Genomic DNA, 26262 nt, shown 5'->3' with positions numbered 1-26262 from the left:
CGGCTGCTGTGGCCTCGCCGGGTCCTGGGGCTTCGAGTCCGGCACGTACGAGATCTCCATGCCCTGCGGCGAACAGGCCCTCCTCCCCGCCGTCCGCGACGCCGGCGACGACTTCCTGGTGGTGGCCGACGGCTTCTCCAGACCCAGATCAAGGACGCCTGCACCGGGCGACAGGCCCTGCACGTGGCCGAGGTGATGAAGCCGGCCCGCGACAAGGGCAGGCACGCGGTGCACCGGCTCCCGGAACGCGCCGCCGCCTCCGCGCCGAAGCCTCCCACGCGCACACGGGTGGTCCGGATCTCGGCGGCTGCCGCGATCGGCGCGGCGGCAACGGCGGCCGGTCTCCGGACCGTCCGCCGGTGAATCCTTATCACAGTCTTTCCAGCCAGGAATGTCCGGGATGCACGCGCGTCAGCCAGCCGCCGAGAGCGTCGCGCCGCGACCGGCTCAGCAACGGCAGCACCCCGTCGAAGTCCGCGTGGTCCTTGGGACGTGCCTCCTTCGCTTTGAACAACAGCACCAGCTCCGGCACCAGATACGGGATGCCGTCTGCCGTCCGTTCGATGATCGCCTCGTACGGCAGCCGCAGGCTCTCGTCCCGCCGGCAGATCCACGTCCCGCCCTCGTGCGGCTCGCGGAAGACGTCGAACAGGAATCGGCCGCTCACCGGGTCCCGCAGCCACGTCTGGTGCGTGACCGCGAGCACGTCCGCTCCCGCCCCCGCCCAGACCCGCCCCGAGCCCACCGCGTCATACGCGTAGGCGGGAAAGCGGTCCCGGATCTCCGGGAACCCCGCCGCGGGCACCGCGATCTCCAGATCACCGTGGGGGCGCGACTGCCCTCCGCGGAACAAGTCCAGTGCCCACCCCGCCGCGACGCACCAGGGCGCACCGACCCCGGCCAACCGCTCCGCGACCTGTTCCGGGCGCCAGGCATCCCGCCACCGAGCATCCAGTTCGTCCGCGTCGAGGACAGCGCCGCCAGGCGGAAGGGAGTCGGTCATCGGACCAACGTAGTGCCTGAACCGGGAGGGCGCGAGGAGCAGCGGACCGTCCGGCGGACCGTTGCCGGGCAGTGTTCGGCGCCGCGGGCGCGCACGGCGGCAGCACGCGGACGGCGCTCACCGTGTCCCGATGTGGCCGGCCACGCGCGTGTTCAGGAGGGTGCCGGGCGGAGAGATGTCCCGTTCAGGGTTGCCGAGGCGTCCGTTGGTGAGCCTGCCCACGCGCTTGCCGGCCCCTTACGGTTCGTAGAATGAGGAGTCCTGGCACGGGCACGGGGAGGGAGGCTGCCGATGCTGGCTGCCGTCGCCGACTCGCCCGGCCGGCTCGCCGACGTCCTCGCCGTCCGCGACGTGGGCGCGCCCGCGGCTCCCGGCGCGGGTGAGGTGGTGGTGCGCATGCTCGCCTCGACCGTCAATCCCTCCGACGAGGTCACCGTCTCAGGTGCGTACGGGTCACGGACCGCGTTCCCCATGGTCCCCGGGTTCGAGGGCGTCGGTGTGATCGACGCTGCCGGACCGGGGGTGCCCGCCACGGCGGTGGGCCGGCGTGTGCTTCCGCTCGGGTCGGCGGGGAACTGGCAGCAGTACAAGCGTCTCGGCTACTCCTGGTGCGTTCGCGTCCCGGACGACCTCCCGGATGAGATCGCCTGCTTCGCCTACATCAACCCCCTGACGGCCCTGACGATGGTCGAACGGTTCTGCCGGCCGGGCATACGGAACGTCGTGGTCACGGCGGCGACATCGGCCATCGGCCGGCATCTGGCGGAACTGCTGGCCGGTCGTGGCCTCACGCCGGTCGGGGTGGTCCGGGGAACGCCGGGACGGACCGTGGCCGATCCGTCCCAGTGGCGGGCCGTGATCCAGACCGACGGTCCCCGGTGGCGGGAGGAGCTGCGGGCGGCCGTCGGGCCAGGGGGTATCGATGTGGCCTTCGACTGCGTTGGTGGCGGCGTGGGCGCAGACGTGTTCACCCTGACGGCCCGCGACGGCGTGTTCGTCCACTACGGACTGCTGTCCCGGACACCGCTCCCGGCGGAGTGCTTCACCGGCCGCAGTGGTGCCCGGGTGGAGCTGTTCCGGCTGCGCGACGTGATCCACGAGGACGGCGGTCGGCATCTGCCCGAGCTGTTCGCGCCGGTCTTCGCGCTCCTGCGCAGCGGCGGTCTGCGCACAGCTGTGGGGACGCGTGTCGGGCTCAGCGAACTCCCCGGCCACCTCAAGGACCCGGCGACCGGACGCGCCGGAAAGACCCTGATCGAGTTGCAGAGGTGACGGCGGGGACGGCCGGCGCCGAGGCGGCGCCGCGATCCCCGCTTCGTTCCAGGGGCAGGTAACTGCCGGGCAGCTGCGCGGAGTTCAGGCACGCCGTTCACGATCCGCGGACAGTTGCCCGACGCTCACCTCGGTTCCTCACCCGCCACGTCACCCCCGCCCCTTAGACCACTATTACAGATCTAGACGATTAAGCCAGGCGTGGGTACTGTGCCTCCAGGAGGCGCTCCGCCTGGCCACCCGTATCGCCCGGACTGCCGGAGTTCCGGGCACGGACGGACCCGGCACCGGCCAGGGGCCGCCGCCCACCGAAGCGGCTTCCCTCCCAGGGGCCTGTGCGGCGTCCGTGGGTCCGTGGCGCACACCGCATCACCACCGGCGAAAGAGGATTCATGGATCAGCCCGCCACCACCGCGGAAACAGGCCGGGGCGCCGGAATCACCGGGCCCGGACCGGACACGCCGGACGAGCACCTCATCCGGGAGGCCGAGAAGATCGCCGTCGCGCTGGGCCGGATGTTCCCCGGGCTGTGCGAGGTGGTCCTGCACGACCTGCGCGACCCGCGGCACGCGATCCGCGCCATCGAGAACAACCTCTCCGGCCGCCGGGTCGGGGATCCGGCGACCGAGCTGGGGCTGGCCCGGATCGCCGACCCGCAGTACCCGAGCGTCATCCAGAACTACCCGAACCGGTTCCCCGACGGCCGCCCGGCCAAGAGCACCTCCATCGGCATCAAGAACGCCGCCGGTGAGTACATCGCGGCCCTGTGCCTGAACCTCGACGTCTCCGTGCTCTCCCCGGTCACCCTCGCCCTGGCCAACCTGGTCGCCACCGGCACCGAGCACCGCGACCGGCCCCTGGAGAGCCTGCATGACCGCAATGCGCGCGAGTTGCGCCGCACCGTCGAGGCCCTGGCCGCGGAACGCGCCGGCACCCCCCGCTCACTGAGCCGCGAGGACAAGAAGGAGCTGGTGCGGCAGTTGCACCGGGACGGCTACTTCGGCTCCCGCGACGCCGCACAGACCATCGCCGACCTGCTGGGGGTGTCCCGGGCGACGGTCTACAACTACACCAAGTGAAAGGCCGTCGATGTCCCCCGGTGCGATCCGCCCGCGCGGACCCGCCGCAGGGGCCAGAGTCGGCACGTCCCCGCCGAAGCGGTCCTCACCCCGCTCGGCCAGGCCCTCCTCGGCCACCCACCCGGATGCCGCGACGACGGCGCCACCACGGCCTTCCGACGGTTCCGGAACCGGATCCCGCAAGCCCTCCGCCCCGGGCCGGCCACGCTCACGAAACTGGACATCGCCCTGTGAACACCGCCCCCGCCACCGCTCGGACGCTCGCCGACCCCGACACCCCGTTCGCGGTCGTCGACGTGCACAGGACGCTGCGCAACATCAAACGTCTCGCGACCAGGGCCGACCGGCTCGGCGTCACCCTGCGCCCCCACGTCAAGACGGCCAAGAGCCTTGACCTCGCGGCCCTCATGCACGGCGGCGCCCGCTGCCCCGTCACCGTCTCCACCCTCGCCGAGGCCGAGGCGTTCGCCGACGGCGCCTACACCGACATCACCTACGCCGTCGGCATCGACCCGCACAAACTCCCCCGCGTGATCGGCCGCGAGCCAGGAACACGGCACCCTCACCACCCGCGACGGCACCACACCGCCCGACCTGCCCATCGGCACCCGCCTGCGCATCCTGCCCAACCACGCCTGTGCCACCGCCGCCCAGCACCACGGCTACCACATCATCGACAGCGCCCGGAGCGGCGCCGGCCCCGCGCCCGCCATCGAGGCATTCTGGCCACGCGTCACCGGCTGGTGACCGCCGCCCGAGCGCCCCGCCAGACCCCCGGTCCGACGTCCCACCACCGCGAGGAACCCACCATGACCGCCACACCTTCCGTGTCGTTCGACGACGTCCGCCAGGCCGCCGCACGCCTTGACGGCATCGCCCACCGCACCCCTGTCCACACCTCCCGCACCCTCAACGCCCTGACCGGCGCGGAGGTGTTCATCAAGTGCGAGAACTTCCAGCGCGTCGGCGCCTTCAAGTTCCGCGGCGCCTACAACGCCGTCGCCCAACTGTCCGCCGGGCAACTGGCCAAGGGCATCGCCGCCTACTCCTCCGGCAACCACGCCCAGGCCACCGCGCTGGCCGCCCGCGAACTGGGCACCACCGCCGTCATCCTCATGCCCGAGGACGCCCCCCGCTCCAAGCGGGAGGCCACCGCCGGCTACGGCGCGGAGATCGTCACCTACGACCGCTACACCCAGAACCGCACCGCCCTCGGCGAAGCCCTGGCCACCGAGCGCGGCCTGACCCTCATCCCGCCCTACGACCACCCCGACGTCATCGCCGGACAGGGCACCGCCGCCCTCGAACTCTTCGAGGAGACCGGCGAACTCGACGCCCTCGTCGTGCCCGTCGGCGGTGGCGGCCTCATCGCGGGCAGCGCCATCACCGCCCGAGCGCTGCACCCCGGCACCAAAGTCATCGGCGTCGAACCCGAGAACGGCGACGACACCAAGCGCTCCCTGGCCGGCGGCCAGCGCGTCACCATCCCCGTGCCCCGCACCATCGCCGACGGCCAGGCCCTGGACACTCCCGGGGAGATCACCTTCCCCATCAACCAGCGCCTGGTCACCGCGATCGCCCTGGTCAGCGACGAGGACATCGTCAACGCCATGCGCTTCGCCTTCGAACATCTGAAGATCGTCCTCGAACCCAGCGGCGCCACCCCCCTGGCCGCCCTCATGGCCGGACACATCGAAGACCTCCCGCGCCGGATCGGCGTCATCGCCTCCGGCGGCAACATCGACGCCCAGCGCTTCGCGGAGCTGGTCAGCCGCTGAGAACGCGTCCGCTCTTCGGCGGTGGGGTCATCGCAGGTAGGAGGCTCCGTTGAGGTCCAGGACGGCGCCGGAGGACCAGGCCGCGCCCGGCGAGGCCAGGTAGACGACGGCGGCGGCCACCTCCTCCGCGGACCCCACCCGGCCGAAAGGGCTCTGCGCCCGCACCGCGTCTCCCTCGGGACCGGACAGCTTCGCCATCTGACGTTCGGTGGCGACAAAACCCGGCGCCACCGAGGTGACCGCGATCCGGTGGGGCGCCAGGGCGACGGCGATCGACTGGCCGAACGCGTGGAGGGCGGCCTTGCCCGCCCCGTACGCCGGATGGTCCGGCTCACCGCGGTAGGCACCGCGGGAACCCACGTTGACGATACTGCCGGGCGCACCGCGTCCGATCAGATGGTCGGCGAAAGCCCAGGTGACGTTGACCGCTCCCAGGAGGTTGGCGCGGATCATCGAGTCCCACGTCGCCACCCACGTCTCCCAGCCGACGTCGCCGATCCGATGCCGGTTCTCCGCCCGCGGGGCCACCGCCGCGTTGTTCACCAGGACGTCCACGGTCCGCAGCCCTCGCACCGCCTCCTCCACCACGCCACGCGCCGTGGACGGATCGGCGAGGTCCCCGCCCACGACCAGATGCCCCTCGCCGGGCAGCAGGGCGAGCGTCTGATCGGCGTCCTCGCGATGGTGCCCGTAGTGGACGGCGACCCGGTGCCCCGCCGCCGCCAGGGCGACCGCGGTCGCACGTCCGATGCCACGTGAGGCACCCGTGACGAGCGCTCCGCGAGAGGTGGTCTCCAACACCTGCGGCTCCTTCCAGCACCCATAGCCGGCCTGCAGCTTGTGCCACCCGACGACCGAATGTCAACATTCGGACATGGCGCGAACCGTGGCACAAGTGAAGCGACGTGGCGTCGGCGACGACGCGGCCGACCTGGTCCGAGAGGCCATCTTCGACGGCCGCTTCCCTCCGGGCGCGCCGCTGCGGGAGGTCGAACTCGCCCAGCAGCTCGGTGTCAGCCGCGGCTCGGTCCGCGAAGGACTGGCGGTGCTGGCCCGGGAAGGTCTGATCCGCACCGGCTGGCACCGGCCCACCACCGTCATCGGCATCGAACCGGAGGACGTCGAAGAGGTCTACGCCCTGCGGGAAGCCCTCGACGGACTCGCGGCCCGTACCGCCCAGTCGAGAATCGGCGCCAGCGACGTGTCACACCTGCTGGCCCTCGTCGACCGCATGGCCGCCGAAACCGCCGGACGCGGCGACGCCACGGCGCTCGTCCACCTCGACATCGCCTTCCACGACACCCTCTACACGATCGCCGCGAACCAGCGGCTCACCCGCGCGTGGCAGGCCGTGCGGTCGCAGGTCCACCTGTTCCAAATCCGCCGCGTCCGTGACGGCTACCTCCCCTACCGCGACAGCGTCGTCCGCGAACACCGGCAGATCATCCGGTCACTGCAGGGCGCCGACCCGCAGGCAGTTGAACGGATGGCCAGGGAACACGTGGCGGCGGCCCGGCAGAGCCTGCTGGCGAGCCTCCGCCCGGACACCCGCTGAGACAACCACCGGCCACCCCCGCCCCCGTGTCCGCGCTCTCCCCTCCGACCCGCAGTTCAGGGCCGGTTGTCAGTGGTGGGTGGGAAGGTGGAACCACCGAGAGAGAGAAAAAGGGGGGAGCACACCCATGCCCGGAGACCAGAACTACATCAACCACGTTGCTCTCGTGCTGGATGCCAGTTCATCCATGTCACATTTGAGCCGCAAGGTCGTCGAGGTCGCCGACCAGCAGATCGCCTATCTGGCCCGCCGCTCGAAGGAACTGGATCAGGAAACCCGGGTCACGGTGTACGTCTTCGCGGACAAGGCGGAATGCGTCATCTACGACAAGGACGTGCTGCGCATGCCGTCCCTCAAGCAGCTGTACAAAGTCGGCGGAATGACGGCTCTGCTGGCAGCCACCCTGAAATCACAGCAGGAACTGGCACAGACCGCCCAACTGTACGGCGACCACAGCTTCCTGACGTTCGTCCTGACCGACGGCCAGGAAAACGCCAGTCACCGCAGCCCGGACACCCCCGCCAAAAACCCGCGCCAACTCATTCAGGCCGTGGCCGACATGATAGCGACGCAGGACGACAACTGGACACTCGCCGTCCTGGTACCCGACCAGATGGGTAAACACGAAGCCATGCAGTGCGGCTTCCCGAAAGACAACATCGCCATTTGGGACGCCACGAGCACACAGGGTCTGGAAGAGGCAGGACAGGTCATCCAACAGGCCACCGAAAACTTCATGGTGGGCCGGGCCCAGGGCATCCGGGGATCACGGGCGGTGTTCTCCACAGGTGCGGAGACGGTCAACAAAGACACCATCAAGGCAGCCGGTCTCACCCCCGTGGACCCCTCGCAGTACCAGCTGATTCCGGTGGCCCGCGCGGCGGCGATCCGGGACTGGGTCATCGAATGCGGACACACCTTCCGCACCGGCTGCGCCTTCTACCAGCTGAGCAAGTCGGAGAAGATCCAGGCCCGGAAGCAGATCGCGGTTCTGGAGAAGAAGACGGACCGGGTGTACACAGGCCCGGAGGCCCGAGCCCTGCTCGGCCTGCCGGACATGGAAGTGCGCGTCAAGCCGGACCACAACGACGACTTCACGATCTTCGTCCAGAGCACCAGCGTGAACCGGAAACTCGTACCCCACACCCGGCTCCTCCTCATGCTCTGAAACCCCCGTGCCCGCGAGGCTCCCCCGGGGCCGAGTCCCGGGGGCACGGCCACGTCACCAACCTGTCCGGGCAGCACACCTAGCTACGGACGTTGCGGGCGAGCCATGGGCTGAGTGTGTTGCGCAGTATCAGTTCTTTGTAGGTCTCATCACCGGGCAAGGGGACCGTCAGCCACTGGCCAGGAGGAAAGACTTTCCCCTTCACATAGGCCAAACCGCCGTAGACGGAGCGCAGGAACGCGGGGACGGAGTCACGGGGTATGTCATCGAAGTCCACGCCGTCGACGGTGATTTTCGCGTCACCCTCCGGGAAGAGCCGAACGGTTACGGCAGGGGAGCCTTCCAATTCGACGAACGCCTCGTGCGGCAGAGAGCCGTCCGGGTCGAGGACCGCGAACGCCCCGGCTGACGTGCGGCGGGACGTCTGGTCGGCGCCGATGTCGTCGGTGACGGTCAACTCCAGGGTGTGCTCCCGCGCGAGCTCACGTATCGCCATGACAGCAGCCTCGGTGCTGGCCAGATGCGGATGCTTCATAACCCCGATCATCTCAGGGCGGCGAGGGGCCGGGCGACAGCGGTGGCGGCCCGGCAGCGCTGAGGTTCCGTTCCCGTCCCCGGTCGCCTCGTGGCCGGGCGCCGCTCCGGCGCCGCCCTCGGCGGAGGCCGGAATCGTCCCTCGGGGACGGTTCCGGCCTCCGCCTTCGCCTTCATGTCTCCGGCGAACTGGATCGACGGCCTCCTCCGCACCACTCGCCCTCGGCTGATCGGAGATGCGGCGGTGCGGAGGCGGCGTGCGGTTCAGATGGGTGGACGCGTCCTCGGCTCCGGTCCGGTCCGGGGCGGGGCGGGGCGGGGCGGGGTCAGCGCCAAGGGTTGTTGCTGGTGTGGTCGCCGCCGAGCCAGCGGGCGAGGTCGGCGTGCGCTGTCGCCCGCCGCTCCGCTTCGATCTTCTCGATGTCGGGGTGGTCAACGGCGAATTCGAGCATCAGCCCGTTGGGGTCCGTGATGTACAGCGAGACGCAAAACCCGTGGTCGATCACATAAGCGTCTTCCTCCGAGTAGCCGGCCGCGGCGATGCGCCTGCGCATGCCGTCCTGGGTTTCCTGGTCCACCTTGAAGGCGATGTGGCGCCAGGGCGTGAAGTTGATGGCGGTCTTGAACTCCTCCTGGTCCTCCTGGTGGGCGAACTGGAAGAACGCCAGGCTGCTTCCGTCGCCCAGGCCGTAGAAGCAGTGGCTGTAGACGCGCCGGGCCCCGAAGAGCACCTCACTCTCGGTCCATGTGGCCACCAGGGGCAGGCCGAGGACGTCCTCGTAGAAGGCCCGGTTGGTCTCTTGGTCGTCGGTTATCCAGGCGTGGTGGTGGAGGCGGAGCGGAAGGGTCTGTGTCATCTCGGTCTTCCTCCGGTTGTGGGACGGGACGGGGACCGCCGGCGCCGGCTGGGCCGGGGTGCGCCGGACGTCGTGCCGTTGCCCCATGGGCGACGCGGGGCGTGCGCGTACTCGCGTGCGTCGTCACACAGGGCGTGGGAGCGCTCCCTCGCCTTGGCCGTGCAGACGGGAGACGCGGGCCCGGCAACCGGGCGGTCGCCGGGCCTGAGACCAGAATGGCACCGAGATGGTTTAGCGTTCAATCAACTTTCGGTCATTGTTCGCATCCCCCCGACCGCCCCGGCCGCGCGGCGCCCCGACCGCGCCCCGGACCCCCGCACCGGCCGCGGAGGCGACAGCGGCGGTCAGCTCTCCGCGCTGACGGCGCGGCCGAGAGCGTGTGCCTCGCGCAGCAGCAGCGCCCCGAGTTCGGGTCTGCGCTCGGGGCGGAACCTGGTCTCCACCCCGGTGAGCGTCAGCGCCCACGCGGGCAGCCCGGCGCGGTCGAACACCGCCGCCGCCATGCCCCAGCTGCCTTCCACGATGAGTCCGGGGTTCACGGCGTAACCATCGGTGCGGGTCCGCGCGATCCGATCGCGCACCGCGTCCGGCCCGTGCGCCCGGCCCCACCGGCTGACCAGGTCCGTACGTTCCAGATACGCGTCGATCTCGGCATCGTCGAGGAACGACAGCACCACCAGGCCCGCCGACACGACACCGAGCGGGAACCGGGCGCCCTCGTACAGCACGAAGGAGCGGATCGGGAAGTCCCCGTCCTCGCGCAGCAGACACACCGTCTCATCACCCCGCCGCGCGGAGAAGAAGGCGCTCTCCCCCGTCGCCGCCGCGAGCCGGTGCACGCTCTCACGCGCGTGGTGGGTGACGTCGTAGCGCCTGCCGGCCGCCTCGCCCAGCAGGTACAGCTCGGGTCCGAGGAACCAGCGGCCGCTGCGTCGGTCGCGGTCCACGAAGCCTTCCTCAGCCAGCGAGACGAGCAGCCGGTGGACGGTCGGTCTCGGCAGGCCCGCCGCCCTCGCCAGCTCGGTGGTGCCCGCACCGGCCTCGTTGACCGTCGACAGCGCACGCAGCACCGCACCGACTCTGCCGACGGTGCGGGCTGCCGGGGTCCTGTCCATTGCCCCAGCATACGTTCACTGTGCGGACGCCATGACGAGCCGGCGACCACGGGCCGACCGGTTTTCCCGCCAGGTGCCCCAGTCTCTTGCGCAACGCGATGCCGCGAGTCGAATCTGTGCGCTCGGACAATGAACGACCGAGGCGAGGGGTGGACGGGTTGTCCAAGCTGTGCGCGAACGCGGAAGCGGCTCTGGCCGGTGTGCTGACCGACGGGATGACGATCGCCGTCGGCGGGTTCGGCCTCTGCGGCGTTCCGAACGATCTCATCGAGGTGGTACGCGACAGCGGCGTCACCGGGCTGACGATCGTGTCCAACAACATGGGGGTCGACGGCAAGGGCCTCGGCCTGCTGCTGGAGAACCGCCAGGTGACCAAGGTGATCGCTTCCTACGTGGGCGAGAACAAGCTGTTCGCCCAGCAGTACCTGGACAAGGTGCTCGACGTGGAGTTCTCGCCGCAGGGCACGCTCGCCGAGCGCATGCGGGCCGGCGGGGCCGGTATCGCGGCCTTCTACACGAGGACCGGGGTGGGCACACCCGTCGCCGAGGGCAAGCCGCACGCCGAGTTCGACGGGGTTCCCCACGTCCAGGAGCGCGCCATCGTGGCCGACCTCGCGCTCGTGCACGCGCACACCGCCGACCGGGCGGGCAATCTGTCCTACCGTGCCGCCGCGCGTAACTTCAACCCGCTCGTCGCCACCTGCGGCCGGGTGACCGTGGCCGAGACCGAGCACCTCGCCGAGGACTTCATCGACCCCGAATCAGTTGCCACGCCCGGCGTCTACGTCGACCGTCTGGCGGTCGCCCGCGAGCGGATCAAGGAAATCGAGAAGCGCACGGTCCGCCCCCGCGTGACCGTCGGAGCCTAGGAGAGCCGGACGGCCACTCCCAGGAAGCCACTGAAGGCAAGAACCGTCAGCCACATCCGGCCCTCCCGGGCCCCCGACAACTTACGGAGAAACCCGTGCCCCGGACACGTGACGAGATGGCGGCCATCGCGGCCGCCGAACTCAACGACGGCGACTACGTCAACCTGGGGATCGGTATCCCGACCCTCGTGGCCAACCACATCCCCGACGGCGTGCGGGTAACCCTCCAGAGTGAGAACGGCATCCTCGGCCTCGGCCCGTTTCCCTGGGAGGGCGAGGAGGACGCCGACGTCATCAACGCGGGCAAGCAGACGGTCACGGTCATCCCCGGTGCGAGCTACTTCGACTCGGCGACGTCCTTCGGCATGATCCGGGGCGGCCACATCGACATCGCCATTCTGGGCGCCCTCCAGGTGACCGCGAAGGGCGACCTGGCGAACTGGACCATTCCCGGAGCACTCGTGAAGGGCATGGGCGGCGCGATGGACCTCGTCGTCGGCGCCCGCCGGATCGTGGTGCTCACCGACCACGTCGCCAAGGACGGCAGCCCGAAGATCGTCGACGACTGCACTCTGCCGCTGACCGGCGCCGGTGTCGTCGACCGGATCATCACCGATCTCGCCACCATCGACGTGACCGCCGATGGCCTGCGGCTGGTGACACTCGCTCCGGGGGTCACCGTGGAAGAGGTGCGGGCGAAGACCGGTGCCCCACTGGAGCTGCCCGCCGCGGCAATGGGGTGAGCGTCTGGCACGAGGGCCCGCCACGGCCCCGCCCTCGGAGAGTTGCCGACGTACGGCCTCGGCGCACCCGCCGGCGCGCACTCCACCCGCCCGACGGCAGACCCAGGTGACACCCGGTGACACGGGCTCCGCCGGCGCGGCGTCCGGCGGAGCTCCGGGGCGCCGCTGGGGACAGTCAGGGTATGCGGAACCCTCGAAAGGTCACCTGCTTGCGGGTGGTGAAGCCGAGCCGCTCGTACAGCGCGATCGCGCCGGTGTTCGCCTCCGCCACATGCAGGAAGGGACGTTCGCCACGGGCCACGATCCGCGCGACGAGCGCACCGACCAGGCGTGCCGCGTGGCCCCGGCCGCGTGCCTCGGAAGCGGTACACACGGCGCTGATCTCGGTCCAGCCCGGAGGCCGCAACCGCTCCCCCGCCATCGCCACCAACCTGCCGTTGTCACGGATGCCGAGGTAGGTGCCGAGTTCGTGGGTGCGCGGCCAGAACGGCCCCGGCCGGGTCCGCGCGACGAGGTCGAGCATCTCGGCCACGCTCTCCGCGCCCAGTTCGACCACCCCGGCACCGGTCTCCGTTCCGATCTCCGTTCCGGTCTCGGTTTCGGTCTCGGTTTCGGTCTCGGTTTCGGCAGGGGAGCCATCGGACCGAGCGGTGCCGGGCCAGATCATCTGGCGGCCCTCGAGGGAGAAGACCGGCTGCCAGTCCGGCGGCGGAGTGGCCGGACAGCTGAACATGTCGGCGAGTTCGCCCGGACCGATCAGCCCAGCCAGGTCGGCCCATTCCGCCGCGTCCGGGTCGGCGGATACCGCGGAGAAGGTCGCCGCTTCCGGGAGGTAGGCGGCGGCCCGGCCGAGACGACGGGCGAACCGTGCGTGCCGGCCGCGCAGTGATCGACCCACCGGGTCGTCCAGTACCTGATCGTCGTGGTTCATCATCGCATTGTCCCTCCCATGTCGTACGCGGAAGTGAGGCGGCGCGGGGCACTCGGCACCACACGCGCCCGGTGTCCGGCCCCGCGAGCGGGCCGGACGGCTCCCCGCGGTTCCGGCGTTCGCGGACGTGCGTCCCGCCGCGGGTGGGCCCTCCGCGCCCGGTCGTGTCCGTTGTGCATCTGAGCCTCTGAGCCTCTGCGCCTCTGGGCCTTCTGTGCCTCTGGGCCTTCTGGGCCTTCTGGGCCTGTTCCGCTCGTCGTCGGTTCCCGCACGCCGGGCGAGGCGCTCCGGTCACCGCGCGGCGGCAGCCCGGGTGAGGGCTGCCGCCGCGGTCTTGATATCCCCCGGTGTGGTCCAGCGGCCGAGTGACAGCCGCAGCGCCCCGAGCGCGCGGGCCGGATCGAGGCCCATGGCGCTCAGGACGGGTGAGGGGGTGTGAGTGCCGCTGTGGCAGGCCGATCCGGTGGAGGCCGCGATCTGGTCGGCGGCGGCGAGAAGTCCGTGGCCCAGGACGCCGTCGACGCTGACGTTGAGGGTGTTCGGCAAGCGGTTCTTCTCCGGACCGTTGAGGTGCACACGGCCGGGCAGCCCGTCGGTGAGCCGCTGGTGGAGGTCGTCGCGCAGCGCCGCGAGACGTGCCGGGGCGCCGTCGGCGAGTTCGGCCGCCGCGAGCCGGGCGGCAGTGCCCAGCGCGACGGCCAGAGCGACGTTCTCGGTGCCACCGCGAAGGCCGCGCTCCTGGCCGCCGCCGTAGACGACCGGTTCCAGCCGTACGCCGTCACGGACGTACAGCGCGGCGGCGCCCTTCGGCGCGTACATCTTGTGCCCCACGATCGTGAGCAGGTCGACGCCCAGCGCCCGGGTGTCGAGGAAGATCTTCCCCACCGCTTGGGCCGCGTCGCAGTGGAAGAGCGCCCGGTGCTCGTGGGTGAGCGCGGCGAGTTCGGCGACCGGCTGGAGGGCGCCGGTCTCGTTGTTGGCGGCCATCACCGACACCACCACGGTGTCCTCGGTGAAGGCGGCGGCCAGCGCGGCCGGATCGACGAGTCCGTCCCCGTCGACGGGCAGGACCGTCACCCGCGCGCCGTGCAGGCGCTCCAGGGCGCGGCAGGTCTCCAGGACGGCCGGATGCTCGGTGGCCTGCGTGATCACATGCGGGCGTGTGCGGCCGGCCGCGAGGACCGCACCGCGCAGCGCGAGGAGGTTTGCTTCGGAGCCGGAGGCGGTGAACACGATCTCGTCCGCACTCGCGCCGACCAGGCCGGCCACCTGGGCGCGGGCCTCGGCCAGCGCCCGCCGGGGAGGGTCGGCGTAGGGGTGGCTGCTGGAGGGGTTGCCGAAGAAGTCGGTCAGGTGCGGTGCCATCGCCTCGGCCACGCGCGGGTCGACCGGGGTGGTGGCGTTGTAGTCGAGGTAGACCGGCCCGCCGGCCGGCCCCGGGCACGGTGGGAGGTCGTCATCCGGGCCGGTCACATCAGGTCCCCGGCGTCGGCGGGCAGCCCGGCCGCCGTGGCGAGCGCGTCGGCGGCGCGCTCGCCCTGGTCCGGCAGATCCGGCAGGTCCGGCAGCTCCACGCGCTTTCCGCCGGCCGGTACCTTGCCACTGGCCGCGGACGCGTCGTACAGCCACGCCTTCGTCCCGCTCCTCGCGTTTTCCGGCATGGCCTCCTCCGCACATCCGTGGATCATCGTGGGCGAGTCCGGGAGCGGGAGCACACGGCCGGCTCCCGAGACCTCGGAGAACGCCGTGGGCTTCGCGGACGATCACCTTATCCCGCTGTTCGACGGCTGGCCCGGCAGCAACCCGCCTGCTCGGCCTCGATGTCCACCCGGACGCCGACCACGCCGCCGGCCACGTCCCCCGGGCTCCCTGTCCCTCCCGCCGCGCGGCCGATGCGCCGCCTGGTTCGGCCGCTCCGGTCCGGCACCGCGCTCCTGGCCTCCCGCGCGGGGGGCAACCAGGGCCGGCGCGTTCGGGGTGTCGGTGTCGGAGAGGTGCACACGCGTAGTTGCCCGGTGCGGTGCAGCCCCTGCCCGCTCTGCAGACCACGGCCGCGGCAGACCACGGCCACCCGTTCGCGCCTCCGGAGCCCCGGGTTCCACCGGCCGCCGCTGCCGCCCGCGGCCCGGCCGGTGGCGCTGCGGGCCGGTGGCACTGCGGGCGGCCTGCTCCGGGGCGTGCCGGAGCAACGAGCACGGCCGCGGGCCGCGGTCCACGGTACGCGGGCCACGGGCCGCGGCACAGCGGACACTCCTGATGAGACGCCGTTGCGCGGGTTCATCGCGGCTGATCGCCGCCATGACGCGGGGGGCCGCCTTCGCGTGTCCGAAGCGTCCCGCGCAATGAGACACCAATAGGTGTCCATTGACAGTCGGTGACACCTGCCCCCAGGATTGCGACATGCTCACGACGCACCCCGGTGTGATGTGCCGCTACGTGGATCTGCGGCGCACCTCCAGCGCTCTCTGTCGCTGACCACCCGCCGCCCACGGCCCACCGGTCCCGCTCCGCTCCGCCGGAACCGGCCGTCCCGTACCGCCGCGCCTGGTACCTCCCGTGCGCCCCTTCCTCCGCGGCTTCACCGTCTGTCCTCCCTTTGGAGTCCCGGCCCTCCCCCCGCGTATCCGCCGAACGGCTGGTGCCCCGCGCCCGGCGACTACACCCGGCTACTCGTCAGCTCCGCCCCCACGCTGCGCGCCGCGCCCGCCGACCGGGCCGAACGCGAGGCGCTCCGCGCGCTGCTGCGCGCCTGAACCAACCACAGGGAGGAACTCTCATGTCCCGCACGCTCCACCTCGCGCTGCACCCGTACGGCGTCGGCGGCCCGGGCCAGCACGGACTGTGGAAGGACCCGCGCGTCGCGAAGAACGCGAGCATCGACATCACCTACTACATCCGGCAGGCCCAGGCGGCCGAACACGCCCTGTTCGACGCCCTGTTCATCGTCGACAGCCAGTTCATCAACGCCACCTATCCGGCGCACTACCTCAACCGGCTGGAGCCGCTGACCCTGCTGTCGGCGGTGGCCACCCACACCCGGCACGTCGGGCTGGTCGGCACGGCCAGTTCGACCTACAACTCGCCCTTCAACCTGGCCCGGCGGTTCGCCTCCCTGGACCACATCAGCGGTGGCCGCGCCGGCTGGAACGTGGTGACCAGCTTCGACACGGGAACCTCCCGGAACTTCGGGCTCGAAGAACACCTGGACTACACCACCCGCTACCGCCGTGCCCTGGAGTTCGTGCAGGTCGCCCGCGGCCTGTGGGACTCCTACGAGGACGACGCCTTCCCCGCCGATGTGGAACACAACCTGTTCCTGGACCCGTCCAGACTGCACCGGCTCGACCATGAGGGCGAGCATTTCAAGGTGGCGGGGCCGCTCAACATCTCGCGCTCGCCACAAGGACAGCCGGTGATCTTCCAGGCCGGCGTCTCCGAAGAGGGCCGCGACCTCGCCGCGCGGGTCGCCGAAGGCATTTACGCGCCGGGCGGCCCGCTGGAGCAGGCGCGGGAGTACTACGCCGACATCAAGCGCCGCACCGCCGCCTACGGGCGCGACCCCGAACACATCAAGATCTTCATCCATGGCGGCCCGGTCGTCGCCACGACCGACGAAGCGGCCCGGCGCCGCGAGCGGGAGATCTTCGAGGAGGACCACGACTTCGACCGCAACCTCGCGCTCCTCGGCCGTTCCTTCGGCGCCTACGACTTCAGCGTGCACGACCTGGACGCGCCGTTCCCGGACGTGGCACACCTCGCCGAGAAGGGCGGCCGGACCGGCGCCGCCAAGCTCATCGCCCGCGCCAAGGCCGAGAACCTGACCCTGCGGCAGGTGGCCGAATCACTCTCGGAGTTCCGCCGCTCACCGTTCGTCGGTGCGCCGGAGACGGTCGCCGACACCATCGGGCAGTGGTTCGCCGCCGACGCGTTCGACGGCATCAATCTCGCCTTCCGCACCGACGAGGACCTCGATCTGTTCGTGGACGGCGTCGTCCCGATCCTCCAGAAGCGCGGGCTGTACCGCACCGAGTACCCGGCTGACACCCTGCGCGGCAATCTGGGGCTGCCCGTCCCGGTCAACCGCTGGACCCGCGAGCGCTCGTCGGCGAACGGCTGATGGCCGGGTCATGAACGAGGCAGGACCATCCCCGGCCACGGCAATGAGCGAGGCAGGACCGTCCCCGGCCACGGCGCCGCATCCGTGCCGTGGAACCCACCGTGAGCCCGACGGCACCCGCACGGGCCGGAAAGCCCTCACCCCATCCGTACCGCCATCCACTGAAGTGCGAGTGTGACATGACCGACTACACCGACCACTACGCCCCCGAAGGTCTGCGGACGCGCGGCACCGTCATCGTGGTGCCCGGCCGGGGCGAGACACGGGCGACCTACGCCCGGCTCTCCAAGCGACTCGCCGCCGACGCCTACCGCGTCCGCGTGATCGATGCACCCGCCGTCGAGGACGGTGACCCGGCCGACTTCGCGGACCGTCTCTCCGACGCCCTCGACGGGACAGCGGGCGACGACGGCATCGTCCACCCGGTCGTCCTGATAGGAGCCGACTCGGGCGCCGCCGCGACCGCCGCGCTGCTCGGCCGAACGGACCTTCCCGCGGCCCGGCGTCCCGATGCCGTTGTGCTGGCGGGCCTCCCGGGCCAGGGCACCGGGGCGGTCGACACCTGGGACGAGGAGCTCGACGTCCGCACCTTCTGCCCCACCCACCGAAACGCACTCACCCAGGACTCCCAGGTGCGGCGAGGCGCACTCCGCGCCCCGGTACCGGATGCCGTGCTCACGGCCGCCTACGACAGCGACCCCGGTGTGCCCGTCCTGTTCCTCATCGGCGACGCCGATCCGCTCGCCGACCACGAGGCGCTCACGCGCACCGCGAAGTCACTGGACCGGGCCCGTCTGGCGGTGGTCCACGGCGCCCATCACGACGTCCTCAACGACCTGCAGCACCGCTCGGTGGCAGCCGAGATCGTCACGTTCCTGGAGACACTGCGCAACGAACTGCGGCCCGTGATCACCTGGCGGACAAGCACGTGGTGAGCGCCTGCTCGGGCCTCCACGCCCGTGGTCGGGGGCCGGGGGCGTGCCGGTGTGTCAGGGGGTGGTGGGCAGGGGGACGGTCCATTCCACGATGGTGCCGGTCGGCTCGTTCGGGCGCAGGGAGAAGGAACCGCCCAGTTCCTCGGCGCGGTGCCGGAGGTTGGCCAGCCCGCTTCGGCGGGTGACGGCCGGGCTGACGCCGCAGCCGTTGTCCGCCACTTCCAGCCGCAGCTGCGTACCGGTCACCTCGACACTGACATCAACACCGGTGGCCCGGGCGTGCCTAGCCACGTTGGTCAGGGCCTCCCCGGCCACGGCGAGGAGGTGTTCGGCGTGTGGGGTGGGGACGGTGGTGTCCAGTAGTCCGGTCATGCGTAGTGCGGGTGTGAAGCCGAGGGTTTGGGTGGCTCGTTCCATGGCCGCCACCAGGCGGGTGCGCAGGCTTTGGCTTCGGGTGCGTTCCTGTTCGCGTAGGGAGTAGATGGTGGAGCGGATGACTTTGATGGTGTCGTCCAGGTCGTCCACCACCTGGTGGACGCGTGTGCTGGTCTGTGGTTGGTCGGTCAGGCGGCCGAGGGTGGACTGCAGGGTCAGGGCGGAGGCGAACAAGCGCTGGATGACCAGGTCGTGCAGGTCGCGGGCGATCCGGTCGCGGTCGTTGAGGATCAGCATGCGGTCGGCGTCCTGCCGGTGTTCGGCGACGTCCAGGGCCAGCGCCGCCTGGTTGCCGTATCCGATCACCATGTCGATGACGGTGTCGGCGAAGACCGGGCCGCCAGGTGCGTTGGCCACCTGCAGCACCCCCCGCACATGGTCACGCGTACCCAGGGGAACCAGGAACGCCGGGCCCAGCTCCACGATCGCGGCACTGCCCCCGGCGGCACGCGGATCGGCGCTGACCGCCTCACTGGTGATGGTCTCCCCAGAAGCGAAGACCTTCGCCGCCAGCGTCGCAGCCCCCAGCACCAGACCCCGCGCCCGCTCGGCATGGGTTCCCGAGGCCGCCTCGATGACCAGCTCACTGCCGTCACCGACCGGAATGGCCAAAGTGACCAGATCCGCCCCCGCCATCTCCCGCACAGTGGAAGTGAAGGACTCCAGCACCACCGCGGGATCGGTCCCCGACAACAGACTGCGGGTCAGCTCATTGCTGGCTGCCAGCCACCGCTGCCGACGGCGGGCATCCTCATACAGCCGGGCATTGTCGATCGCCACACCCGCCGCCGCGGCCAAAGTCCGCAACACCGCCTCATCATCGGCATCGAACTGCGCGGCGCCCTGCTTGTCCGTCAGATACAGATTCCCGAAAACCTGCTCACGCACCATGACCGGAGTGCCCAGGAAACTGGTCATCGGCGGATGACCGGGCGGGAACCCCACAGACGCCGGATGCCGCGCCAGATCCGCCAGACGCAACGGCTCCGGATGACGGATCAGCAACCCCAAAATACCCGCACCACGCGGGTAATGACCCATCCCCGCAATAGTCTCCTCATCGACACCCACGGTAAGGAACTGCCTGATCGTGCCCTCCTCACCCAGCACACCCAGCGCCCCGTACCTGGCATCCACCAAACTGACAGCCGACTCCACAATGCGCTGGAGCACCACCTCCAACTCCAAATCGGAACCAATCACCAGCACCGCATCCAACAGCGTATGAACACGGTCACGCGCCGCCCGCACCTGCGCCACCTGCCGCTGCAAACCCTCCAACAACTCATCCAGACGTAACTGCGGCAAAGCCGCGGACACCCCGGCATCACGGGGCCCCTGACCACACTCATCCACCACAACCACTCCCCTATCCCCTCACACCGACCCCCACCAGCATGCCCCACCCACCGACACGGAACGACAGCACCCCGACGGGCAGCACGTTCGCTGGGCGGCAGCCGGGCGATGTCCACGAAGCGCACCGGCCGAACGGCCGACTCGGTCGGTGCCGACGCGACAACTGGGCGGTCTTCAGGTCCCTTCGGCCCGGGACGTCGCCCGCGTGGGCGAACACGACGGCCGGAGGCGAACACGACGTGCGGTGGCACGACGTGCGGTAGTGAGCACGACATGCGGTGGCGGCCGCGAGCGCGGCGGCCATCACCAGGAACGCGACGCGGCTCACGATGAACGGCTCGTCGGCGTCTGCACGCGAGCGCCCAGGGTGGCCACCAACGTCATCCGTTCTGCGGCATGTCCGGTACGGAGCTATCTCCATACGCCCATCGGTTCTCGCCACTCGGGCCCTCGGCCCCAACGACGCGGGCGCAGCCGGTCCGGAAAGTCTCCCGGACAGGGACGTTCGGGCCCAGGCCCGGCGCGGGCCGGCGCCTGGCGTGCGTGTCCATGGAGAACGACGAGATCGCGCGCCCAGCGCGGCGGCGCGCAGGCGGGGCCCCGGCCGCAGGCCACCAGCGCGCGGTGGGGTGACGGGCGGTGGACGCGCCGTCTTCGGCGCGGGCGGCCGACGCCGCGCGGCCACTGCGGCGCCAGTGGTGCGCACCGGCTCGGCTCCCCCGTCGCCCACCCGGCGCGCCGCATGAGCCGGGCCCGCCAGAACAGGCGAGTCGGCGCACCGGTTGACTGCCGGACCCCGCTCCGGAAACGTCGGCTCCCCGGCACAAGGACCGACCGGCCCTTTCCGCGCCCCGCTCGGCTCTGGCACGCCCTGCCCGAGCCCGGAGACGATCAAGCAGGCCAGAGGGCGGTGGGGAGAAAGGACAGTCAGGGATGATCGCCGTCGTAGGGCATCGCGATCTCAGCGCGTCGACACTCGTGCTGGTGGAGGAAGAGCTGCGGGCACGGCTGACCGGCTTCGCCCGGGCTGGCGGAGCCGGTCTGGTCCGCGCCGGACGAGGGCTGCCGATAGCGTTCGGGAGGGCCGCCCGTCAGGCGGGGCTGGCCCTGGTGACGGTCCTGCCGTCGCGGCACGGCGTGCCCGCCCAGTTGACCGGGCACGACCGCACGGCCGCTGGTGAACTGCTGATGCTGTCGGAGCAGGTACGGCTGGTGGAGTACGACCCGGGCGACCGCGGCTCGTGCGTGAGCGCCGACGAGAGCTTGCTGCGCCACTGCGCCCGCGTGCTCGCGGTCTGGGACGGCTCGCCGTCCAACGGCCGTGACGTGACGGCGCATCTGGTGGCCTACGCGCGCAGCCACGGCGCCGACGTCGAGGTGATCTGGCCGCGAGGGGCCGCGCACGAGGCCGTTCGCCGGGAACCGTCGTGAACGCCGGTCCGCCCTGACGGCGAACCGGCTTTCCTTGTCCTGCTCCGCAGGGGTTCGATTCCTCCCCCGCCCGAAGGCGGGGGCTTCCTCAAAAGGACTCCGATGACCGTGCCACCTCTTCCCCCCGTTCCCGGCACCCGTATGGTCGAGCTGGGCCGGGAGGAATCGCTCGAGCTGCTGACGGGCGTGTCCATGGGACGGGTGGGCTTCACCCACCAGGCGCTCCCGGTGATCCGGCCGGTCAACCACCTGGTGAACGACGACGGCGACATCGTCATCCGCACCCACGCCGGTGCCGTGCTGCTGGCCACCGCGTCCGGCTCCGAGGTGGTGGTGTACGAGGCCGACCAGATCGACGAGGCCACGCACACCGGCTGGTGTGTCATGGCCACCGGCACCGCGAGCCGCGTGACGGATCCGCTGGCGCTCCCCCGCTACCGCACCGAGCTCACGCCCTGGATCGACACGGAGATGGAGCACGTGGTCCGCATCCGTGCCGAGTTCGTGACCGGCTACCGGCTGGAGACGGCGGTCTCGCACGAGTAGCGCGGCGTCACCAGCCGTGGCCGCGCATGGGTTTCGGCGGCGGTTTCACCGGCGCTTGACGGGGCGGTCGGCCCCGGGATGTGAGACGTCCGCGATCGCGGACGCCGACGCCGACGGACACCGCGGAGGCAACGGCAGGCAGGCCGGTCCGGCCCGTTCCGCAGCAGGGCGGCGGCCAGCGGCAACGACAGCGACCAGGACATCACCAGCGGGGACGACGGGGCAGGGCAAGGGCGACAGCGGCCAGGGCGGTCCGCCAGCGGGGCCAAAGCCAAAGGCGGCCAGTTGCCGCCACCAGCGGGGACGACGATGGCCAGGGCAGAGGTGACGGTGGCCAGGGCGGCGCGCGGTCCGGGACCGGCGAGGGCGGCCAAGGTGCGCCGGGGAGGTCGCTGGTCGGCCGCGGGCGCGTCATCACGCCACTCCACACTCCGCTTTCCGCTTTCCGCTGGGCGCGTCCGCACCATGCCCCGGAGCCCCAGCGGCGGGCGATCCGCGGCGGGGCCGGGTGGCCCGCCGTACGGACCGGATGGCCCCTCGTCCGAGTCCGGCCGCCGCCGCACGCTGGAGGCGGTAGGTCGTAGGTCCGTCCGGGAGGCAAGCCATGAACACCCCCACCATGCTGCGCGCGCTGCCCGCCGATCACCGGCAGCGGCTCATGCACTTCGCCCGGGAGGTGTCCTTTCCGCAGGGAGCGCGCCTCTTCGACGAAAATGCCCGCGCGGACCGGTTCTGGATCATCCGCACCGGCTCGGTCGAGCTCGACACGTACGTGTCCGGTCGGCACACCGCCGTCATAGAGACGCTGGGCCCCAACGAACTCGTCGGCTGGTCCTGGCTGTTCGCGCCGCATGTGTGGCATCTGGGCGCCACGGCGACGACACCTGTGCGGGCCTACGAGTTCGACGCCACCACCGTCCGTTCCATGTGCCAGGACGACCCGGCTCTCGGCCAGGCCGTCACCCAGTGGGCCGGCGAGGTGCTCGCCCATCGCCTGCGCTCCGCCAGGACCCGGCTGCTGGACCTCTACGCCCCGTACAGCACCGGCAGCGCCGTCTGAGCGGGCGGAAGGTGCCGAAGCGAACGATCGGTGCGGGTTGGCCGGACGTCTCCCGGTCCATGTGGCTGGTGGCCCCCGCTGAGTGTCCTGAACGTGCCAGGTCCGACCCGGGGGTTGAGGCGGCTTCGGCGGTTTCGGCCCCGCCACCGCGGCCCTGGCCCTCAGCACCCCTCCCTGTCGCTGCCGTTGCCGGATCCGGATGGTGATGGCCTCCGCCTGACCGCGGCATGACCGCGGCCCGGACGCGACGTGCCACGCCGCGCTCGGCGGCAGACGAGAGACGGCAGACGGGAGACGTGCAAAACGGGAGGCGGCGGACGGGAGACGGGCGAACGAGGCCACGGCCGCGGCCCGAAAGCCTCACCGGGCCTCGGCCGTGGCGGACGGCTCCGCCACTCACCCTCGGACACCTGCTCGGGCACACCTCGGGACCGGCCGGACCTTCCCGGCCGTACCCGAGGCGAATCCGCGCCGTACCCGAGGCGAATCCGCGTGTGCACACGCCTCAGTGGGGTCCGGCTCGGAACGTGGCGCGCGATACGGCGGCGGCCCCCGGCACGAGGAGGAGTCGGGGGCCGCCGCCGACGTACTCCATCGGCTGGTGCGGTCGCCCCGCCCCGCCCCGTGGCCACGGTGCGACGCCACCGCGCGGCCATCGTCCCGACCACGCGCACACGGCCCGGGGCCGCCTCCCGGCATGGTCCCGACCACGCGCACCCGGCAGAGGGCCGAACGGCCACGCTCAGGGGACCTGGGGCCCATCCCGGCGCGCCTTCCCCGCCGAGATGGTGGAGGCGCACCCCGGAAGGAGGTCGTCTTTCATGCCCCGTAGCGTCACCGTCGGCCTGGACGGTTCATCCGAGAGCCTCGCCGCGGCGGACTGGGCGGCCCGCGAGACCCAGCGCCGCGGGCTGCCGCTGCGCCTCGTGCACGCGCTGGACTGGCACTCGTTCACCTACGCGCCGCTCACCGGAGTGGAATCGCTGACCCGATGGGCCGAGCGCCTGCCGCGCGACACCGCGGCGCGGCTGCGGCGTGACCACCCGGACCTGCGGATCGTTCATGAGCAGGTCGCCAGGGAACCAGTGCCGTCGCTGCTGGCGGCCGCCGGGAACGCCGAGTTGCTGGTACTCGGCTCGCGGGGCCTGAGCAGGGTCACCGGGATTCTGGTCGGCTCCGTGGCACTGTCGGTGGTGGCCCGGGCCGAGCTCCCCGTCGTCCTGGTACGGACCGGCGGGAGCGACCAGGACAGCCACCGGACCGGCCCGGCCGCCACCGCCTCGCCGGTGGTCGCACGCCGCGATGTCGTCCTGGGACTCGATCTCCGGCGGCCCGCCGCCCCGGTGCTCGAGTTCGCGTTCGACGCCGCCGCCCGCCGGGGGGCGGCACTGCGCGTCGTCCACGGGTGGAGCCCGCCCTCCGGCCCTGACGGCACGGCCCGCCGCGACACCGGGCAGTCGGCCCGGGTCCCGAGCGGGCCGGCGGACGTACTCAGCCCGTGGCGGGCGAAGTTCCCCGGCGTCGAGGTGAGCGAGCAGGCCGTGGTCGGCAGCCCGGCTGGGCACCTGGTGGACGCCTCGGCCGGTGCCGCGCTGGTGGTCGTCGGCCGTTTCACCCACGGTCCGCGGCCGGGCCCGCGGATCGGTCCGGTCACCCACGCCGTGCTGCACCACTCCGCCGCCCCGGTGGCGGTGATCGCGCACGGCTGACGCCGCGTCGGAAGGCAGTCCCGAGGCCAGCAGCGTTCCCGGACCGTTCCCGGCCCGTTCCCGCCCGTTCTTCGAAAGGAGACCCTCCATGCTCAGAACCGTGCCGCACACCCTCCTCGCCTCCGCCCTGCTGCCACTGGCCCCGGCCGTGCCCACCGCCGCCTCCGCACCGCGCGGGGCGAGGGCCGGGGAGGCCACGGCGCCGGCGGGCCGCGGGAACGGTGCCGTGGGGCGCCCCTGGACGCGGATGCGGCTCGCCCGGGACACCGGTCAGCGCCCGCCGTACACCGGCCCCTCCCGTCGCTCGGGCCCGTCCGCCACGCTCCTCTCCGCCGTCCGCACGACGACCGTCGAGCGATGAATCTCAACGGTGCGGAACACCCGCTGCCCACTCACCCGCTGCCCACTCTGCTACGCACGGAGGTACACGTCATGCCCCGCCCCGTCGTCGTCGGGCTCGACGGCTCACCCGAGAGTTTCACCGCGGCCAACTGGGCGGCCCGCGAGGCCCGGCGCCGCGCCCTGCCGCTGAGCCTGGTGCATGCCTCGCCCCGGCAGACCGGCGATCTGCCCGTTCCGGACGGCGAGGACACCGTGGGGCACTGGGCGCGGCGCATCCTGCACGACGTCGAGAAGGAACTGAGGGACCGCTACCCGGACCTTCCGCTCACCGCCGAGCAGGTGCCCACCGCGGCCGCCACGGCGCTGCTGGAGCGGGCGGAGGGCGCCAGGATGCTGGTGCTCGGTTCGCGTGGGCTCAGTGGCCTCGCCGGCTTCCTGCTCGGCTCCGTCGGCCAGCAGGTCCTGGCCCGGACGACGTGCCCGGTGGTGATGGTGCGGGCGAACGAGCGGTCCGCCACCGAGCGCGCGGGCAACGAGGTGGTCGTCGCGCTCCAGCACCTGACGGAGGCTCCCGGGCCGCTGCTGGAGTTCGCCTTCGCCGCGGCGTCCGCACGCGGGGCGGCGCTGCGGGCCGTGCACGTCCGCAAGCTGCCGTCGTCCGACTACGGGTACGGCCTCGCGGCGGGGCCCGTCGGCGCCCTGGACGGTGATCTGGAGGGCCAGGTGAGCCGGGAACTGGACAACGCCCTGGAACCGTGGCGGGAGAAGTATCCGCAGGTCAGGGTGGAACGCACGATCGACCTCGCGTTCGTGGCCGGGGCCGTGCTGCGGGCCACGGCCGGGGCCGGGCTCCTGGTGGTCGGCCGCCGGACACACCGGTCCGCCCTGGGCGCGCACATCGGCCCGGTCACGCACGCGGTGCTCCACCACTCCACCGTTCCGGTGGCCGTCGTACCGCACGTCTGAAAGCCGCCCGACGGCACCGGCCGGGTTCTCGGCCACGCCTTCGCCCTCGGTGGACCGGGCGGACCACCCGCCCACCGGGGCCGCACGGCCCTGACCCGGGGCCGGGCCGCCGGGGAGATCCGGACCCCAACGCCATCCGGAACCCAACGACCAAGGAGCGAGAAACATGACGTTCAGGACCACCGGTAAGACGGCCGTGACAGTGCGCGCCGAGCACGGGGTCGATGAGGAGACGCTCGGCTACGCGCGGGCCAAGGTCGACGCGGTCCTGGCCCGGGCGGGGCTGCCCGTGGTCACCGGCGAGGTGAGGATCGTCAAGGCGGCGGCCCCCCACGTCGAACGCCCCTGGTCGGCCACGGCCAACCTCCGGGTGGGCGGAGCCGTCGTGGTGGTCCACGCGCGGGAAGCCACCGGCCGGGAGGTCGCCGACCAGTTGCAGGACCGGATGCGCCGCCAGG

General features: G+C 71.7%; 25 protein-coding genes and 2 pseudogenes. 18 read left to right on the top strand and 9 right to left on the bottom strand.

Translation table 11 applies throughout. The features are described 5' to 3' along the window. Window positions 1-370: 370 nt before the first annotated feature. Window positions 371-1003 (bottom strand): nucleotidyltransferase domain-containing protein, encoded by a 633-nt coding sequence (locus AXW62_RS01730; protein WP_060942897.1) that lies wholly within the window; start codon window positions 1001-1003, stop codon window positions 371-373. Window positions 1004-1294: 291 nt separating this feature from the next. Between AXW62_RS01730 and AXW62_RS01725 the strand changes: the two genes are divergently transcribed. From AXW62_RS01725 to AXW62_RS01715, 4 genes and pseudogenes are all read left to right on the top strand, one after another. Beyond that, window positions 1295-2275, top strand: a complete 981-nt coding sequence (locus AXW62_RS01725; RefSeq protein ID WP_060942896.1) for a zinc-dependent alcohol dehydrogenase family protein — start codon at window positions 1295-1297, stop codon at window positions 2273-2275. A 392-nt stretch (window positions 2276-2667) separates the two neighbouring features. After that, window positions 2668-3354: a helix-turn-helix transcriptional regulator gene (locus tag AXW62_RS01720; RefSeq protein WP_244502735.1), complete on the top strand. Its 687-nt coding sequence runs from the start codon at window positions 2668-2670 to the stop codon at window positions 3352-3354. A 230-nt stretch (window positions 3355-3584) separates the two neighbouring features. Continuing rightward, a pseudogene (locus tag AXW62_RS40240) lies at window positions 3585-4101 on the top strand (hypothetical protein). A gap of 62 nt (window positions 4102-4163) precedes the next feature. Further along, a complete protein-coding gene (locus AXW62_RS01715; protein WP_060942964.1) occupies window positions 4164-5132 on the top strand; it encodes a threo-3-hydroxy-L-aspartate ammonia-lyase in 969 nt (322 codons plus the stop codon). Between the two features lie 27 nt (window positions 5133-5159). On the opposite strand, the gene AXW62_RS01710 is transcribed toward AXW62_RS01715, so the two are convergent. Further along, window positions 5160-5933: an SDR family NAD(P)-dependent oxidoreductase gene (locus AXW62_RS01710; protein ID WP_060942895.1), complete on the bottom strand. Its 774-nt coding sequence runs from the start codon at window positions 5931-5933 to the stop codon at window positions 5160-5162. A gap of 73 nt (window positions 5934-6006) precedes the next feature. Here AXW62_RS01710 and AXW62_RS01705 point away from each other — a divergent pair, with 73 nt between their 5' ends. Then, window positions 6007-6687 carry a GntR family transcriptional regulator gene (locus AXW62_RS01705; protein ID WP_060942894.1) on the top strand — a complete coding sequence of 227 codons (681 nt, stop codon included), beginning with the start codon at window positions 6007-6009 and terminating at the stop codon, window positions 6685-6687. A 127-nt stretch (window positions 6688-6814) separates the two neighbouring features. Then, a complete protein-coding gene (locus tag AXW62_RS01700) occupies window positions 6815-7855 on the top strand; it encodes a vWA domain-containing protein (protein WP_060942893.1) in 1041 nt (346 codons plus the stop codon). 79 nt (window positions 7856-7934) lie between these two features. Here AXW62_RS01700 and AXW62_RS01695 read toward each other — a convergent pair whose 3' ends face one another. The 3 genes from AXW62_RS01695 to AXW62_RS01685 all read right to left on the bottom strand — a co-directional run bounded on the left by AXW62_RS01695 (window position 7935) and on the right by AXW62_RS01685 (window position 10361). Then, entirely contained in the window at window positions 7935-8390 is a 456-nt protein-coding gene (locus AXW62_RS01695) for a hypothetical protein (protein ID WP_060942963.1), read from the bottom strand. A gap of 325 nt (window positions 8391-8715) precedes the next feature. After that, window positions 8716-9246, bottom strand: coding sequence for a VOC family protein (locus AXW62_RS01690; protein ID WP_060942962.1), 531 nt, complete (start codon window positions 9244-9246; stop codon window positions 8716-8718). Window positions 9247-9590: 344 nt separating this feature from the next. Next, window positions 9591-10361: an IclR family transcriptional regulator gene (locus AXW62_RS01685; RefSeq protein WP_060942892.1), complete on the bottom strand. Its 771-nt coding sequence runs from the start codon at window positions 10359-10361 to the stop codon at window positions 9591-9593. Window positions 10362-10519: 158 nt separating this feature from the next. Between AXW62_RS01685 and AXW62_RS01680 the strand changes: the two genes are divergently transcribed. Both AXW62_RS01680 and AXW62_RS01675 read left to right on the top strand, forming a co-directional pair. Further along, window positions 10520-11230 (top strand): CoA transferase subunit A, encoded by a 711-nt coding sequence (locus AXW62_RS01680; protein WP_174556341.1) that lies wholly within the window; start codon window positions 10520-10522, stop codon window positions 11228-11230. 116 nt (window positions 11231-11346) lie between these two features. After that, window positions 11347-11973 carry a 3-oxoacid CoA-transferase subunit B gene (locus tag AXW62_RS01675; protein WP_030832804.1) on the top strand — a complete coding sequence of 209 codons (627 nt, stop codon included), beginning with the start codon at window positions 11347-11349 and terminating at the stop codon, window positions 11971-11973. 175 nt (window positions 11974-12148) lie between these two features. On the opposite strand, the gene AXW62_RS01670 is transcribed toward AXW62_RS01675, so the two are convergent. The 3 genes from AXW62_RS01670 to AXW62_RS01660 all read right to left on the bottom strand — a co-directional run bounded on the left by AXW62_RS01670 (window position 12149) and on the right by AXW62_RS01660 (window position 14565). Next, window positions 12149-12904, bottom strand: coding sequence for a GNAT family N-acetyltransferase (locus tag AXW62_RS01670; RefSeq protein WP_060942960.1), 756 nt, complete (start codon window positions 12902-12904; stop codon window positions 12149-12151). 291 nt (window positions 12905-13195) lie between these two features. Beyond that, on the bottom strand, window positions 13196-14377 hold the full coding sequence (locus AXW62_RS01665; RefSeq protein WP_060942891.1) for a cysteine desulfurase family protein: 1182 nt from the start codon (window positions 14375-14377) through the stop codon (window positions 13196-13198). Continuing rightward, entirely contained in the window at window positions 14374-14565 is a 192-nt protein-coding gene (locus tag AXW62_RS01660) for a hypothetical protein (protein ID WP_174556340.1), read from the bottom strand. Before AXW62_RS01660 ends, AXW62_RS01665 begins: the two co-directional genes overlap by 4 nt. A gap of 996 nt (window positions 14566-15561) precedes the next feature. Here AXW62_RS01660 and AXW62_RS45335 point away from each other — a divergent pair. From AXW62_RS45335 to AXW62_RS01650, 3 genes and pseudogenes are all read left to right on the top strand, one after another. After that, window positions 15562-15657: pseudogene (locus AXW62_RS45335) on the top strand (ABC transporter ATP-binding protein); the annotation flags it as partial. A gap of 23 nt (window positions 15658-15680) precedes the next feature. Continuing rightward, window positions 15681-17021 (top strand): NtaA/DmoA family FMN-dependent monooxygenase, encoded by a 1341-nt coding sequence (locus AXW62_RS01655; RefSeq protein WP_060942889.1) that lies wholly within the window; start codon window positions 15681-15683, stop codon window positions 17019-17021. Between the two features lie 179 nt (window positions 17022-17200). Then, on the top strand, window positions 17201-17956 hold the full coding sequence (locus AXW62_RS01650; protein WP_060942888.1) for an alpha/beta hydrolase: 756 nt from the start codon (window positions 17201-17203) through the stop codon (window positions 17954-17956). A 54-nt stretch (window positions 17957-18010) separates the two neighbouring features. On the opposite strand, the gene AXW62_RS01645 is transcribed toward AXW62_RS01650, so the two are convergent. After that, the gene (locus AXW62_RS01645) at window positions 18011-19711 is read right to left on the bottom strand and encodes a sensor histidine kinase (RefSeq protein WP_169808105.1); all 1701 of its coding nucleotides are present in this window, start codon (window positions 19709-19711) and stop codon (window positions 18011-18013) included. Window positions 19712-20683: 972 nt separating this feature from the next. On the opposite strand from AXW62_RS01645, the gene AXW62_RS01640 reads away from it, so the two are divergent. The 7 genes from AXW62_RS01640 to AXW62_RS01610 all read left to right on the top strand — a co-directional run. Continuing rightward, window positions 20684-21181 carry a hypothetical protein gene (locus AXW62_RS01640; RefSeq protein ID WP_060942887.1) on the top strand — a complete coding sequence of 166 codons (498 nt, stop codon included), beginning with the start codon at window positions 20684-20686 and terminating at the stop codon, window positions 21179-21181. Between the two features lie 102 nt (window positions 21182-21283). Further along, the gene (locus AXW62_RS01635) at window positions 21284-21727 is read left to right on the top strand and encodes a pyridoxamine 5'-phosphate oxidase family protein (protein WP_060942886.1); all 444 of its coding nucleotides are present in this window, start codon (window positions 21284-21286) and stop codon (window positions 21725-21727) included. Between the two features lie 604 nt (window positions 21728-22331). Beyond that, entirely contained in the window at window positions 22332-22787 is a 456-nt protein-coding gene (locus AXW62_RS01630) for a cyclic nucleotide-binding domain-containing protein (RefSeq protein WP_060942885.1), read from the top strand. Window positions 22788-23608: 821 nt separating this feature from the next. Beyond that, window positions 23609-24496 carry a universal stress protein gene (locus AXW62_RS01625; protein ID WP_060942884.1) on the top strand — a complete coding sequence of 296 codons (888 nt, stop codon included), beginning with the start codon at window positions 23609-23611 and terminating at the stop codon, window positions 24494-24496. 88 nt (window positions 24497-24584) lie between these two features. Then, window positions 24585-24857, top strand: a complete 273-nt coding sequence (locus tag AXW62_RS01620) for a hypothetical protein (RefSeq protein ID WP_060942883.1) — start codon at window positions 24585-24587, stop codon at window positions 24855-24857. Then, a complete protein-coding gene (locus AXW62_RS01615) occupies window positions 24854-25804 on the top strand; it encodes a universal stress protein (RefSeq protein WP_252368464.1) in 951 nt (316 codons plus the stop codon). The genes AXW62_RS01620 and AXW62_RS01615 overlap by 4 nt, the downstream gene beginning before the upstream one ends. A gap of 166 nt (window positions 25805-25970) precedes the next feature. Beyond that, window positions 25971-26262 (top strand): hypothetical protein (locus tag AXW62_RS01610; RefSeq protein ID WP_060942881.1); only part of this gene is annotated, 292 nt, incomplete at its 3' end.

This window comes from Streptomyces hygroscopicus subsp. hygroscopicus (assembly GCF_001553455.1).
GTDB lineage: Bacteria > Actinomycetota > Actinomycetes > Streptomycetales > Streptomycetaceae > Streptomyces > Streptomyces hygroscopicus.
The sequence above is the reverse complement of the archived record's forward strand: the minus strand, read 5'-3'. Positions and strand labels throughout refer to the sequence as shown.